At 58.1% G+C, this 14,648-nt stretch carries 13 protein-coding genes; 3 read left to right on the forward strand and 10 right to left on the reverse strand.

Annotated features, from left to right (window positions below; all coding sequences use genetic code 11):
* Window positions 1-25 precede the first annotated feature (25 nt).
* Window positions 26-1,105, forward strand: a complete 1,080-nt coding sequence (locus ABVR31_RS22260) for a zinc-binding dehydrogenase (protein WP_372774650.1) — start codon at window positions 26-28, stop codon at window positions 1,103-1,105.
* A gap of 111 nt (window positions 1,106-1,216) precedes the next feature.
* On the opposite strand, the gene ABVR31_RS22265 is transcribed toward ABVR31_RS22260, so the two are convergent.
* From ABVR31_RS22265 to ABVR31_RS22285, 5 genes are all read right to left on the reverse strand, one after another.
* Window positions 1,217-1,444 carry a YgdI/YgdR family lipoprotein gene (locus ABVR31_RS22265; RefSeq protein ID WP_021508704.1) on the reverse strand — a complete coding sequence of 76 codons (228 nt, stop codon included), beginning with the start codon at window positions 1,442-1,444 and terminating at the stop codon, window positions 1,217-1,219.
* A gap of 22 nt (window positions 1,445-1,466) precedes the next feature.
* Window positions 1,467-1,694 (reverse strand): YgdI/YgdR family lipoprotein, encoded by a 228-nt coding sequence (locus ABVR31_RS22270; RefSeq protein WP_021508703.1) that lies wholly within the window; start codon window positions 1,692-1,694, stop codon window positions 1,467-1,469.
* Window positions 1,695-1,881: 187 nt separating this feature from the next.
* Entirely contained in the window at window positions 1,882-2,136 is a 255-nt protein-coding gene (locus tag ABVR31_RS22275) for a biofilm development regulator YmgB/AriR family protein (protein ID WP_125310694.1), read from the reverse strand.
* 18 nt (window positions 2,137-2,154) lie between these two features.
* The gene (locus tag ABVR31_RS22280) at window positions 2,155-2,358 is read right to left on the reverse strand and encodes a hypothetical protein (RefSeq protein ID WP_021508701.1); all 204 of its coding nucleotides are present in this window, start codon (window positions 2,356-2,358) and stop codon (window positions 2,155-2,157) included.
* 143 nt (window positions 2,359-2,501) lie between these two features.
* On the reverse strand, window positions 2,502-3,119 hold the full coding sequence (locus ABVR31_RS22285) for a TetR/AcrR family transcriptional regulator (protein ID WP_058770495.1): 618 nt from the start codon (window positions 3,117-3,119) through the stop codon (window positions 2,502-2,504).
* Between the two features lie 188 nt (window positions 3,120-3,307).
* Here ABVR31_RS22285 and ABVR31_RS22290 point away from each other — a divergent pair, with 188 nt between their 5' ends.
* Window positions 3,308-4,036, forward strand: coding sequence for a YoaK family protein (locus ABVR31_RS22290; RefSeq protein WP_010615793.1), 729 nt, complete (start codon window positions 3,308-3,310; stop codon window positions 4,034-4,036).
* An 11-nt stretch (window positions 4,037-4,047) separates the two neighbouring features.
* Window positions 4,048-4,620, forward strand: a complete 573-nt coding sequence (locus ABVR31_RS22295) for a pyridoxamine 5'-phosphate oxidase family protein (RefSeq protein WP_325924322.1) — start codon at window positions 4,048-4,050, stop codon at window positions 4,618-4,620.
* A gap of 3 nt (window positions 4,621-4,623) precedes the next feature.
* Here the strand turns inward: ABVR31_RS22295 and ABVR31_RS22300 are convergent, their stop codons facing one another.
* The 5 genes from ABVR31_RS22300 to treZ all read right to left on the reverse strand — a co-directional run bounded on the left by ABVR31_RS22300 (window position 4,624) and on the right by treZ (window position 14,526).
* On the reverse strand, window positions 4,624-5,820 hold the full coding sequence (locus tag ABVR31_RS22300; RefSeq protein WP_372774654.1) for an MFS transporter: 1,197 nt from the start codon (window positions 5,818-5,820) through the stop codon (window positions 4,624-4,626).
* 188 nt (window positions 5,821-6,008) lie between these two features.
* Window positions 6,009-7,652, reverse strand: a complete 1,644-nt coding sequence (locus tag ABVR31_RS22305; protein WP_372774656.1) for a methyl-accepting chemotaxis protein — start codon at window positions 7,650-7,652, stop codon at window positions 6,009-6,011.
* Between the two features lie 462 nt (window positions 7,653-8,114).
* On the reverse strand, window positions 8,115-10,190 hold the full coding sequence (gene glgX, locus ABVR31_RS22310; protein WP_372774658.1) for a glycogen debranching protein GlgX: 2,076 nt from the start codon (window positions 10,188-10,190) through the stop codon (window positions 8,115-8,117).
* 59 nt (window positions 10,191-10,249) lie between these two features.
* Window positions 10,250-12,745 carry a malto-oligosyltrehalose synthase gene (treY, locus tag ABVR31_RS22315; RefSeq protein ID WP_372774660.1) on the reverse strand — a complete coding sequence of 832 codons (2,496 nt, stop codon included), beginning with the start codon at window positions 12,743-12,745 and terminating at the stop codon, window positions 10,250-10,252.
* Entirely contained in the window at window positions 12,742-14,526 is a 1,785-nt protein-coding gene (treZ, locus tag ABVR31_RS22320; protein ID WP_372774662.1) for a malto-oligosyltrehalose trehalohydrolase, read from the reverse strand. The genes treY and treZ overlap by 4 nt, the downstream gene beginning before the upstream one ends.
* Between the last annotated feature and the right edge of the window lie 122 nt (window positions 14,527-14,648).

The following is a 14,648-nucleotide window of genomic DNA, read 5'->3' on the forward strand; positions in this document are numbered from 1 at the left end:
TCTATGCCCTCAGGAGAATATGACCATGAAAGCTGCTGTGCTTACTGCCTTTGGCCGTCCGCTGGACGTTAAGAATGTGCCTGCACCGGTGATGGGAACCGGGGAAGTCATTGTCGATGTGGTTGCGGCGCCCGTTCTCTCCTACACGAATGAAGTACTGAGTGGGGAAAGAAAATATCTTTTACCTGTGCCGGTCATCCCGGGCTGTGGTGCCATCGGAAAGGTTTGCCAGACCGGCCCTGACTCAGCCTGGCTGAAACCAGGAGACTGGGTATTTTGCGATCCGACGGTGCGTTCCCGTGACAACGCGCTGTCGCCAGAAATTGTCCTTCAGGGATGGAGTGCCCGTGGTGAAGGAGGACAAAAAATCCAGCAATATCACCTGAATGGCAGTCTTGCTGAACAAATACGCATTCCGACTGAAAACGCAGTGCCCATTGGCGACATATCGCCTGCAGAAGCGGGGCGGTGGTGTGCCATCAATACGCTGCTTGTAGCCTATGGCGGATTGTTATCTATGGATTTGAAAGCGGGAGAGCGCCTGCTGGTCAGTGGCGCAACCGGTAATTTCGGCAGTTCCGCTGTGCTTGCTGCCCTGGCCATGGGAGCCCATAAAGTCATCGCACCGGGCCGTAGTGAACGGGTGCTGAACGATTTGAAAAAACGTTTTGGATCGCGTGTGGAAACAGTAAAGCTCACAGGTACAGCAGAGATCGATATTGCTGCCATGAAGCACATGGCCGGGGGACCCATTGATGCGGTCCTTGATTTCCTTCCGCCGTCTGCGCAGGCCTCTGTCGCCCGGAATGCGATTATGTCAGTCAGACCTTATGGTCGTGCAGTCCTTATGGGCGGTGTTGGCATGCTGGGTGGGGACGATCTTTCGCTACCTTATCCCTGGATAATGCGTAACCTCATTACCGTAAAAGGGCAGTGGATGTATGAACCTTCGGCAGTCCATACGCTCTGCGGCCTTATACGCGCGGGACTGCTTGATCTCAGCCACTATGACGTAACCGAGTTTCCGCTTGAGAGAGTGAATGATTCAGTCGCGTATGCTGCGAAAAACAGCGGGCCGTTTAAACTCACCGTCGTGCGTCCCTGACCAAAGGCGCCGCGTTGGACCGGATTGCTCTCCTACGACGGCCCTGCGTATGGGTTCAATCACAAAGTTCTGGCACAAAAAAGCCCGCTGCGCGGGCTTGATAAGAACCGATTAATGCGGAATCTCAGAGACTTCTTTGACATCCGCTTTGTTGATCTGCTGTTTGACACCATTGGCATCAACGTAACCCAGCAGTCCGCTTTCCGCTTCCTGCGGTTTACCATCGCTGACAATGGTACGGCCATCATTGGTATGAATGGCGTAGCTGGTACGGGTACAGCCGGTCAGGGCGCTCAGTGCCACAATGGCTGCCAGTGGTAACAAAATCACTTTTTTCATGTCGCTCTCCCTATCGAGTAGATCAGTTGTTCAGTTCACTCATATTGGTGATCTGGTCACGGTTAATCTGTTCTGTTTTACCGGTTTGCGCATCTTTATAAGAGACCAGGCCAGTATCACTATCCACCTGTGGCTTACCATCGGTGACGATAGTACGTCCGTCGGTGGTTTTAATCGCCTGATTCGATGAACAGCCGGCGATGGCAAAAATTGATGTCAATAACACAGCCGCTACAGTCAGTTTCTTCATAGTAATTTCCCTGATTGGTCTGAAGTCCAGCTATAAGCGTAGAACAAAATCCGGATTCTGGTCTGACCTGACTCGCTTTCTTTGCACAATTAATGCGGTTTAGCGTGCAATTGATGAGGAGGAAATTACCAGGCGCGGCTAATGTGTTTCGCCGCGTATATTGGGAAGGCAGGATAGCGTTGCGATATTACTCAGCGGCCAGGCGACCAAGCAGCAGAGAAAAAATAGCCTCGTAATGCGTTTTCAATATCACATCGTCGCACTGGTCGAGACGTGCTATTAGCGCGACAAACAGGGTTTTTCGGTTCAGCAACTTGCCGCTACACAAAATTTCCTGCACCAGCGTGCCAAGTAACTCATGCTGCTTTGCCTGCAGCGATCCACCAGTCCATGGTAATGCATCTTCAGAATTATTATGAAAAGGATCGTATCGCATCATCATTACCCTGATAGCAGTGCGTTAATTCAGCTTTTTGGCCAGCAGCCTGATCGCATTATCGCAGGCCTGCTGGATGGCCGGATTCTCCGAGCGCAAGCCCGTGCGATACAGCGCGCCAATTATTTGCTGAACAGATAAGGTTTCACCCGGTTGTACAATCTGTGTGACGACTTTGCCCAATAAAAGATAGATCTCATCGGCATCTTCTAATTCATCGTGCTTCACTCAACCCCCGGAACAAATAAACATAAATCTAAGTAATATGTTACTGACTGATAAATATTATTAAGCGCGCGATTCCAGGGTTTAAAAAGTTATCGCGGCGAATATTAATTAGGAAACGCCTATTTCCTAATAGGCCAGACGAATCAGTCCAGAATGCTGAGTACCATATTAATGGTTTCTTTGCCATTAGTCACATCCTGAATTTTGCCTACCACGCGCATACCAAATGCCACGCAAAGCAGCAGTCCGGCGGCGGTGTCGGCATCCAGTCGTGGCGAAATCGATCCGTCCTCTTGCCCCTGCTCAACCAGCGAAGTCAGGAAGTTGCGGTTGCGTAATACCGCTTCACGCACCAGCTGGGATAACTCTTCGTCCAGCGTTTGCAGTTCCACGGTACTGCCAACCACCAGGCAGCCGCGTCTGCCCTCGATCTCGCTGGCTGAGTCGAGATAAAACTGCAACAGCTCAGCAATGCGCGCCCGGCCGGTCGGGTACTGTTGCAAACGGGCGCGCAGGTCCACATTGCGCAGCAGGATGTAGCGCTCAAACACCCGCAGAAACAGGGAACGTTTATCCTGAAACGCTTTATAGATACTGCCCGCCGTCAGGTTCATCGCTTCACCTAAATCGGCAATCGAGGCCGCATGAAAACCCTTCTGGCGGAACACGATCATAGCGCTGTCGAGCGCTTCGTCGATATCAAAGTTGCGCGGTCTGCCGCGCTCTCTGGCAGCCGGCGCCGGATTGGGTTTACTGGTCATAATGCGTGCTATTTAGAATGAATCGTTTCCAAATTATCCGGCTTATCGGTGACAGGGTCAAATCCTGCACAAACGCCTGGCCCGGCGTGCACTGATCGACAGCGAGCCGCGTTAATGTTCAGCCCAGCTAGTTGAGAATTTTTGACCGCCGGAGGATGATAAACCTTTTGCCGGGCCAGGACCTTTTCATGCTGATCTCCACTGAGGATACGCGCACTTTCAACACCGACATCCGCCTGGCGGCGACGCTGGCCGCCGTGGCGGGCGCACTGAACACTGCGGCGTTCGAAACGGTTGGTTTCTTCTCCGCCAACATGACCGGTAACGTCTCATCCCTGTCCGATCATCTGGCGAAAGCCAATCTGCATATCGGGCTGTTCTTCCTGCTGATTGTGCTGTTATTCATCGCCGGTTCGTCTGTCTCCACGCTAATCATTAATTCCGGCCGCAGGCGGCAGATACGCGGCATCTACGCCATCAATATTCTGCTCGAGGGCATTGCGTTGCTGGTGCTGGGGATTGTCGAAAGCGGCTTTCATTTTAGCGAGGGCGGCGTGTTGCTGATTCTCAGCCTGAGCTTTCTGATGGGCCTGCAAAATGCGGTGGTAACGCGCATCTCCAATGCCCGCGTGCGCACGACTCACGTTTCCGGCACGTCAACCGATATCGGCATTGAGCTGGCGATGCTGTTCGACGTGCTGCGTCGCAAAGAGTCACCAAAAGACGCGCCGCTGTACATTGAGCGGCTAAAACTGCATTGCTACACCGTGCTGGCATTTCTCGCTGGCGGCGTGCTGGGCATTCTGCTGCTGCAGTGGCTAAGCTACGCGCTGCTGATCGTCATTGGGTTACTGCTCAGTGCGCTGGCGCTGTCGGCGCTGAAACGTGCGGGCAGCAATCCGCTTCACGCCCGCTAAGGAAGGGAATCATGATCTCGCTCGACGACCGCCTGCAAGCCATCTGGCAGCTGCTTAGCACAGCCACCACATCGCGTTCGGCTTTCACCCTGATGCAGCTGGCAACGGTGACCGCTGACGGCCAGCCCAGCCTGCGCACCGTGGTGATACGGCAGTTTTTACCCGCGCTGCCGGCCCTGCGTTTTACCGCCGATCGGCGCAGCGCCAAAATGCAGGATATTGCAGCCCAGCCGCAGGTGGCGTTACTGGCTTATGATGCCGCCAGTCGCGTTCAGCTCAGGCTGGCAGGCACGGCTCAGCGCGTTGACGATGCACAACAGCGTGCCGCAGCCTGGCATGCATTGCGCCCGCACTCACACGCGTTGTTTCAGTCACCGGTCAGGCCGGGCAGCGTCATTACTCATCCTGATGACGCACTGCCTGCCAGCGCGCAAAAGGCGGGCACCGGGCCCGACGAGCACTTTGCGCTGGTGCAGATCACCTTGCACAGCGTGGAGTGGCTGGATGTAAGCCGCGAGCCCCATCAGCGCGCGCGATTTGAGGCCACTGCGGATGGCTGGCAGGGCAGCTGGCGCGTGCCCTGAGATTTATTGTTCCGCCGGTGTTTTTGCCTGACGCGGGCGGCCAGCCGCACCGGCGCACACCAGCGCCAGCAGAACCATGATCAGTACCGGCAGCATCGCCATGCGCAATCCGGCATGTTCGCCGATAAAGCCCAGTCCGGGCGGGCCGACCAGAAACGCCAGATAACCCAGCGTGGCGGCAATCGTGACGCGCACCGCGCTGTTATGGCCATCGCCCGCCGCCGAGACCGTTAGCGGGAAGCCGAGCGACGCGCCGACGCCCCAGAACAGCACGGCCGCCGCCGCCAGCCATGGGTTATCGGAGAAAATCACCAGCGTCAGCCCCAGCGCGGCGGAGAAAGCGCTGGCGCGCAGTACCCAGACGCGGCCCAGACGATCAACCACCAGCCCACCGAGAAAGCGCCCCAGCGTCATGCCAGCGGTGAAGCCCGCGTAGACCAGCGTGCTTTGGGTATGATTGAGGTTATGGCCGTCGATCATCAGTAACGGCAGCCAGTCGTTAGCCGAGCCTTCCGCCAGCGCCATCGCCAGAATCACCACGCCGAGCACCAGCAGCTGGCGGTCACGCAGTTCACGTCCAACCTGGGCCAGAAAGCCGCCATGATGCGGCTGTTCGCTGCGTTCGCTGTCGCTGGTGGCGGGCAGATGGCGCAGCGCCAGGGCGGCAATCAGCAGGTTAACCAGCAGCACCACGCTAAAGTGCCAGTGGGTGCTGATATCGGCTGCGGTCATGGCCAGCCCCGCCAGTGCACCGAGCAGCGTGCCGAAACTGAAGAAGCCGTGAATGATTGTCATGATTGACTTGCCGATGCGCCGCTCAAACGCTGCCCCTTCGACATTAACCACCACATCCATCAGCGCGGTTCCGCCGCCCAGCAACACCAGACTGGTGAACACCAGCCCGCTACTGGCGAGCGTTAACGCGACGGTCATCAGCACCAGGCCACCGAGCAGGATCAGGTAACCCGAGCGCATCACACGGCTGGTGCCAAAGTGCGCGACCAGCTTACCGGCCAGCAGCACGCCCAGCATGGAGCCACAGGAGAAGCCAAACAGAATCAGGCCCATCATTTCCGTCGAGGCGTACAGCACATCGCGCATAAAGGGCGTGCGGCTGACCCAGGAAGCCCAGGTAAAGCCAGGGATAAACATCAGGCCAAAGATGGCCCATTTACCGCGTGTCTGTTGCTGAGGGTGCATAAGGTTCCTTTAGGGAGCGGTGGGCAAGCGGGGGTGAAACGCTTTCGTTGCTGATGGCCGTTAGCATGGTTCACAGAATAGCAGTTTTGCTGGCGCTCGTTGAGGCAATGTCGCTCGCGTCAGCGCGCCGGGGAAAATTCGTCAGTGGGAGAAAGCCCCTCCGCGCGACGACGCGGAGGGCAAAGGGATTAGAAACTCTGCCAGTCGGCATCGCTGGCCAGTGCCAGGCGTCCCGGCTGTGGCGCTTTGTGGCTCGCCGGCGCAGGCTCGATGACCGGCGTTGCGCCGGATTCCGTCAGCACGAAGCGGGTCACCAGCTGGTTGAGCGTCTGGGCCTGCTCCTGCAGCGATTGCGACGCGGCTGAGGCCTGCTCCACCAGCGCGGCGTTCTGCTGCGTCACATCATCCATCTGATTCACCGCCTGCTGCACCTGGCTGATGCCCTGACTCTGCTCAACCGCGGCCGCGGCGATTTCGCTCATCAGTTCGCTGACCTGATGGATAGCGTCATTCATCACCTGCATATTGCTGCTGACGTCGCTGGCCTGGGCGGCCCCGGCTTCAGTCAGTCGATGCGACTCTTCAATCAGTCCCTTAATTTCGCGTGCGGCGGAAGTGGAGCGCTGAGACAGGCTGCGTACTTCGCCGGCCACCACCGCAAAGCCCTTGCCGTGCTCACCGGCGCGTGCGGCTTCGACTGCGGCGTTGAGCGCCAGAATATTGGTCTGGAAAGCGATGCCTTCGATCATCGAAACAATGTCCGTGACCTTGCGCGAGCTGCCACGAATGTCATCCATGGTCGAGAGCATGGTGCTGAGCGAGGTACCACTTTTTTCTGACAGCGAACTGGCGTTAGCCGCCAGCTGGCTGGCCTGACGCGTGTTATCGGCAGTCTGACGTACGGTTTCACTCAGTTCAGTCATGCTGGCCGCAGTCTGCTCCAGCGAGGCGGCCTGCTGTTCGGTACGCGCAGAGAGATCTTCATTGCCGGCGGCGATTTGCACCGATGCGCTGCTCACCGAATGCGACGCGCTGCGCACGGCACTCAGCGAACCGGCCACGCTGCGCATCAGCTGATTAAAGGAGCGCGCCATATTGCCCACCTCATCGCGACGGCTTTCGTCTGCGCTGAGCGTCAGGTCGAGATTTTCGCTGGCGTGCATCATGACTTTGCCGACATCGGACAGACTGCGACGAATGCGCAGCACGGTGAACAGGGCGAACAGGCCAAAAATAATCACTGTGGCTATCACGCCGGTAATGGTGGTCCACAGCACTTCATGGAAGGTGCTGAGGTTGGTGGCGCGTAACTCATCGCCGATAGAAATATTCAGCATCAGCTGCTGCTGGTAATTGGTGACCAGCTGGCGAATGGCGGCACCAATGCCGTTCTGCCCCTCGATCAGATCAAGGCTGATGGCGTTCTGATGCGCGCGCGAGGCAGTGAGAAACGCCGGCAGCCGCTCGCTCACGCGCTGAATATTGGCAAAGGCCAGCTCGGTCAGGCGCTTATCTTCGTCACTGGAGAGGTTGTGAGTCAGGTAGTAATCGGTGAGCGATTTCAGGCCGCCGATCTGTTTATCAATGTCCGCTTCGACGGCGGGCATGTTGCTGTCCTGCAACTGGGTCTGGTGTTTGTACAGCGTCAGCGCCAGCTGGTTGCTGCGATCAATTAACGTGTTGAGATCTTTGATCGAGGGGATGGCGTTGGTTTGCACATATTCAAAGCGCTCCTGGAAGCCGGAAAGCAGTGAGATGGCGAGCACGGCTTGCAGAATGATGGCGCCAAACAGCATGGTAAAGGTCAGTAACAATCGTTGGGAGATGTTCATCTTATTATCCTTAATCTAAACGCACCCCGACGCCTGACGCGGCGGGTACAAGGGCAGATTAAAGAACATCGGCAGATTGTGGTTTTTAGTTAATGAAATTTTAGCGCCGGGTAGCAGAAGAGGCTGGCGGGTTAACAATGGAGCCGGTCGCCGTGAACGGCGACCCTACGGTGCATGTCCCGTTATTTCCGCAGGGTACGCATTCATGCGCACCTGGATACCGGGAGTGCATGTCCCGTTGTTTCCGTAGGGTGCGCATTCATGCGCACCTGGAAAGCGGGGTGCATGTCCCGTTTTTTCCGTAGGGTGCGCATTCATGCGCACCTGGAAACCGGGAGTGCATGCCCCGTTATTTCCGCAGGGTGCGCATTCATGCGCACCTGGAAAGCGGGAGTGCATGTCCCGTTATTTCTGTAGGGTGCGCATTCATGCGCACCTGGAAACCGGCACCCCGCGTTTCACTCACGGCCGGCGGAACAGCGCCAGGCTGCGGCCCTCCAGCTCGAAATCCTTCTCTTTGGTAATTACCAATCCCTTACTGGCGCTGTCGGAGGTGGTCAGCTCCAGCACCCAGCCGCCTTCACCAAACTGCGGGATGCGGAACGGCACATTGCCTTCAAACGGATTGAACAGCATCAGCACATCGTGCCAGATACCCTCTTCGGTTTGCAGATCCGGACGCCCGATGTACACACCGAGCGTCGAGCCCTCGTCCCACTGTTCCGCCTGCTGAAAACCGCCGCCGGCGTTAAACCATTTGATCTCCATGCCGTCGCGCCAGCTTTCGCGTCGCAGCAGCGGCTGCTGCGCGCGCAATGAGATGATCTGACGGGTAAAATCGCGTAACGCATCAGCGGAAGCCGGCAGATCTTCCCAGTGCAGCCAGGAAATCTCGCTGTCCTGGCAATAGCCGTTGTTGTTGCCCATCTGGCTGCGGCCAAACTCATCGCCCGCCAGCAGCATCGGTGTGCCGTGAGAGAAAAACAGCGTGGCGAGGAAGTTACGCTTCTGCCGCTCGCGCACCGCGTTGATGCCTTCGTCGTCGGTGGGGCCTTCGGCACCGTAGTTGTATGAACGGTTATCGTTATGGCCGTCGTTGTTATCTTCCCCGTTGGCATCGTTGTGCTTGTCGTTGTACGAGACCAGATCGTTCAGCGTAAAGCCATCGTGCGCGGTGATGAAATTCACACTGGCCCACGGGCGGCGGCCGCGTTGATCGTACAGATCGCCGGAACCAAGCAGGCGCGCGGCAAAGTCGGTTGAGACGTTGTCGCCTTTCCAGTACTCACGCACCGTGTCGCGATATTTGTCGTTCCACTCAGCCCAGCCGGGCGGGAAACCACCCACCTGGTAGCCACCTGGGCCGATGTCCCAGGGTTCGCCGATCAGTTTTAGCTTAGACAACACCGGATCCTGCGTCATGGCATCAAAGAAGCCGCCACGCTGATCGAACCCTTCCGGCTCGCGGCCGAGAATGGTGCCGAGGTCGAAGCGAAAACCGTCGATATGCATCGATTCTGCCCAGTAGCGCAGCGAATCCGTCACCAGCTGCAGCACGCGCGGATGGGAGGTATTCACCGTGTTACCGGTGCCGGTATCGTTGATGTAATAACGATGCTGATCCGGCAGCGTGCGGTAATAAGAGAAGTTATCAATGCCTTTAAACGACAGCGTTGGCCCCAGTTCGTTGCCTTCCGCGGTGTGGTTATAAACCACGTCGAGAATCACTTCGATGCCGGCATCGTGGAAAGCGCGCACCATGTCGCGAAAGCCCTGAATACCGCGCGGGCCAAAATAGCGGCTGGCAGGCGCAAAAAAGGCCAGCGAGTTATAGCCCCAGAAGTTTTTCAGTCCGCGATCCAGCAGATGCTGATCGTCCGGGAACCAGTGCACCGGCAGCAATTCCACTGACGTCACGCCGAGGCTTTTGATGTAGTCGACGGTGGATTTGTGGCTCATGCCGTCATAGGTGCCGCGCATCTCTGCCGGAATGCCCTGATTAAGCTGGGTGAAACCTTTGACGTGGGTTTCATAAATCACCGTACTGGACCACGGAATGCTGGGGCGGTTATGGTCCTGCCAGTCAAACTCATTAGTGTCAATCACCCGGCACTTGGGAGTAAACGGCGCGCTGTCACGGGTATCCAGCGTCAGATCTTTATCTTCGTGCAGTAAATCGTAAGCGAAGTGCGCTTCATTCCAGTCGATGTTGCCCTGCAGCTCGCGGGCGTAGGGATCAATCAGTAATTTGCTCGGGTTAAAACGGTGACCGTTTTCCGGATCGAACGGTCCGTGAACGCGATAACCATACAGCGCGCCGGGTTTCAGCCCGGGCACGTAGCCGTGCCAGATTTCGTGGGTATATTCCGGCAGATCGAAGCGGGCAATTTCATGCTGACCGCTCTCATCGTACAGACAGAGTTCGACCCGTTCCGCGTGTGCTGAAAACAGCGCAAAATTGACGCCGTCCCCATCAAAGTTGGCGCCGAGCTGGTGCCCCGATCCAGCGGTGATTTCTAAAGGTTTACCGTTAGACATTCAATCCTCTCCATCCAGTGAATAGATAGTCATGTAAAACAACAGGTTTATCGGGGACGCTACTGGCTAATCAGCACCAGCGGCGCGCTATAGCTCACATTGTCCAGCGTAACATCGTCATTAATCACTACGGTCTCGCCGGTCAGCACATTGCGATAGTGGCGATGCGCCAGCGATTCCGGCAGTGCCAGGCGGGTATGACTCCACTGTGCACCATTGAAAATCAGCCGTGGCGTAATCACCAGCAGCGCGTAGTCGCTGTCCTGACGGGCAAAGGCGATCACTTTTTCCGCATGTTCGCCCGATGCACTGAGCGGTTGATAATCACCGAAGCGGAACAGCTGCGCATGGTCGCGGCGCAGATGCAGCAGGCGCGCAACCATCTGCTGCTTCAGCTGGCCGCTCAGCCAGTCCTGCTGGCTGGCGAAATCCGGCGCGGCGTGGACATCCAGCTGCGCCGTCAGCTGAGCAAAATCCGGCTCGCGTCGGTTATCCGGATCGACCAGGCTGAAATCGAGCGCTTCGCAGCCCTGATAGATATCCGGCACGCCCGGCGCGGTCAGTTTGATCACCGTCTGGCTCAGACTGTTAACCAGTCCGGCCCGGATGAACGGCTGCAGTGCGTGGCTGAAGTCCTGCAGAAACGCCGGATTGGTGGGTGACAGCAGCTGGCGGGCGTACTCCAGCACGGCATTTTCATAAGCTTCGTTGCTGTCCGCCCAGTCGGTGCGTAACTTCGCTTCGCGCAGGGCTTTTTCCACAAACGGCAAAAAGCGATCGCGCAGCGCGTCGAGTGCCGCCGTGTCCTCCGGCTGCAGCGTGGTGGGCCAGACGCCGGCCAGCGCCTGGTACAACATCCACTCAACCGGCGGTTCGGGCGCCGGTCCGTCCGCCAGCGCAACCACGTGCGGCTGATTCATCTGGCGCCAGCGCGTCACGTTCTCCGCCCACAGCGCCGGCGCTTCACTCAGGGTATACAGCCGTGCACGTGCATCCTCGCCGCGTTTGGTATCGTGCGTGGAGGTACCCGACAGCCCATCCGGCTGGTGCTGCAGGCGGATTTGCATTTCGCGATGAAAGCGTTCAAGCGAAAACGCATGCGGCAGCGGTTCGGCACCCACTTCGTTGATCGCCAGCGCCACGTGATTGCGGAAAAACAGCGTGTCTTCGACCGATTTCGCCATCAGCGGGCCGGTCAGCTGCTGGAAGCGGGCGCGGAATTCCGCCGCATCCTGCTCGCCCTGTTCAGTGATCGCCCCCAGCAGTAATGCCTGCAAAAAGCTCAGCGCCGCAGGCGAGGCGCTGTGTTTAACCTGCTCCAGCACCTGTAATAGCAACGCTTCGCCTTCCAGCGGCATACCGGCTTTCCGGCCGTAGGTGCGATACACCGGGAAGGCGATCAGCAGTTCGCGCAGCGCCACGTGCAGCTCAGCCTCACTAAAGTTGCGATGCACCAGATCGGCTGCCTCGGTAGCCAGCGCCAGCAGGCGGCTGAATTCCCCGGCAAAGTTGCGATCGACCATCAGTTCACGCGCTGCACGCAGGCCAGCCGCCACGTCGTTACGTTCGGCGGATACCGCTTCATAGGCCAGATGCAGCATATCGATCTGATTATCATCAATCAGCGCATGTGACAGCGCGGCGATAAACTCGTAACCGGTGGTGCCGGACACTGGCCAGTCGGCGGGCAATTGCTCACCGTCAGCGAGAATCTTCTCCACCGTGATATAGCACGCGTCGCCTGCGGCCTGACGCAGCTGTTGCAGATAGCCGAGCGGATCGGCCAGCCCGTCAACGTGATCGACCCGCAGCCCGCTCACCACACCGCTGTGTACCAGTTCGAGAATCAGGCGATGCGAAGCCGCGAACACCTCTTCATCTTCGACCCGCACGCCGACCAGCCCGGTAATTTCAAAGAAGCGGCGGTAGGAGAGCGCGCTGCGCGCCTCACGCCAGTTCATCAGCTGCCACGGCTGTTGCGCATGCAGTTCCGCGATGGCCGCGCGATCGCGCAACGCCAGCACCTCGTCTTTACGCTGCTGCCAGCTGGCGGGCGTCAGCGGATAGTAACTGTCGTAATAGACCAGCGCCGGATTGCCGCTGTGCGGATCGGCCTTGATGCTGAGTTCATCATTGGCCAGCACGCGGTCAAAATCATCGCCGAGGAACGGCAGCGTCAGCCTGCGCGACCAGTCGATATCAAAGTAGTGCGCATAGCGGCTGGCTTCCCCATGTTCAATCACATCGCGCCACCAGGCATTTTCCAGCGACGCTGCCATGTGGTTAGGCACAATATCGAGGATCAGGCCAATCCCGGCCTGCTGCAGCGCTGCGCTGAGGCGGTCAAAACCGGCGCGTCCGCCAATCGCCGGGTCAATCTCATTAGCATCGGTAACGTCATAGCCGTGCGTCGAGTCGCGCGTGGCGGTAAAGATCGGCGAGGCATAAAGATGGCTGATGCCCAGCTGCTGCAGATAGGGCACCAGTTGCGCTGCGCGGTCAAAGGTCATGCCGTTGCGGAACTGAATACGGTAGGTTGCGGTTGGAATGCTCATTGCGCTGCTCCTTTTGCCAGACGCACGATGAGGGAGTGCTGCGGCAGCTCGCCGCTTTCCTGTGGCCACGCAAAGAGCGTCTCGCCGGGCATAGCGGGCAGCGGCTGGCTCTGCTGTCCAATATTCAGCGCCAGCGACAGCTGGCCCTGCGGGAACTGCCAGCTGACGGCGACAAAGCCTGGTGCGGTGCGCAGCACCTGGCCGTTATGCCTGCGGGCATCCGCCAGCAGCGGCACGATGTGCTGCTGGCGCAACGCCAGCAACTGGCGCGTAAGCGTCAGCCACGCCTGGCCTGCGGGATTTTCCACTTTGCTCCAGTCCAGTTTCGAACGCGTGAAGGTCTCTTCAGCGTTGGGATCCGGTACCGTATCGTCATGACCGGCGTGACCGGTAAATTCGCGCGCACGTCCTTCGCGCACCGCTTTCGCCAGCTCGCCGTGGAAATCGGTAAAGAACAGGAATGGGTTGGTTTCACCGTACTCTTCGCCCATAAACAGCAGCGGAATATGCGGTGACAACAGCAGGGTGGCGAGCAATACTTTGGTGCGATCGACACCGGCCAGACTAATCAGGCGTTCGCCCTGTGCGCGATTGCCCACCTGATCGTGGTTCTGGATGAAATCGACAAACGCGACCGGCGGCTGGCCTGCGCTGGGTACGCCGCGCCGCTGGCCACTCTGTGGTGACAGCTCGCCCTGATAAGCAAAGCCCTCGGTGAGAATGCGCGCGATTAATTTCTCCGGTACGTCGGCAAAATCCCGGTAATACGCGTGCGTCTCGCCGGTGGCAAAGACGTGAATGGCATTATGAAAATCGTCGTTCCATTCACCGCTGAACAGTGGCGCGTTACCGTCCGCATCGCGCGGATGCAGGAAGATCACGTTGCGGCTGTCTTCGGTGGTGAGATGGATCGGGCGAGAGTGGATTTCGCTGCGAATGCGTTCGGCAATCTCGATCAGCACATGCTTGCTGGACGTATCCTCAATCTGGTCGATGGCATCGAAGCGCAGGCCGTCGAGGTTAAACTCTTTCAGCCAGTAGAGCGGTGCTTCGACGATATAACGCCGCGCGGCGTCCACATCGTAAGCAATCCCGGCGCCCCACGGCGTCATGCGCTCTTCGTGGAAAAAGGCCGGTGCCAGCAGCGGCAGGTAATTGCCTTCCGGACCAAAGTGGTTGAGCACAATATCCAGCACCACCGACAGTCCCAATGCGTGCGCGGCATCGACAAAGGCTTTGAAATCATCCGGTGAGCCATACGCCGCGTGCGGCGCATACAGCAGAACGCCGTCATAGCCCCAGCCGCGCGTGCCGCCAAACTGCGATACCGGCAGCACTTCGATCATGGTGATACCGAGGTCGGCCAGCGCAGGGAGTTTTGCGATAGCCGCGCGGAAGGTGCCTTCGGCGGTAAAGGTGCCGATGTGCAACTCGTAGACCACCGTTTCGTGCCACGGCCGTCCCTGCCAGTCACGCTGCTGCCAGGCGTAATGCTGTGGGTCGATAACCAGAGAAGGGCCGTTGACATCGGCGCGTTGTGCCCGCGCGGCCGGATCGGGTACCGTGCTGCCATCGGCCAGCTCGTAGTGATATTCGCTGCCGTGACCAGGTCCGCGCAGCGTCAGGCTGAACCAGCCATCCTGCTGCGGCTGCATGGCATGCTGCTGACCATCGGCGTGAAGGGTAATTTGCTGCTGACCGGGTGCCCAAAGGCGAAACCGCACGCTGCCGTCAGCAAGGATTTCAGCACCCCAGGATTTTTCCAACGTTGTGGATTCCATTCTATTGCCTCGTTAAGCCCCGCACGGGGAATGGACGACATCAAGCGATTCGCGTTCCTTAAAACCATTTACTCTCTGAATACAAAAGACTAAATGCCCTGGTAGCAAACAGGTACGCAGAT

It is taken from the genome of Pantoea sp. WEP (assembly GCF_041678305.1).
Classification (GTDB): Bacteria; Pseudomonadota; Gammaproteobacteria; order Enterobacterales; family Enterobacteriaceae; genus Pantoea; species Pantoea dispersa.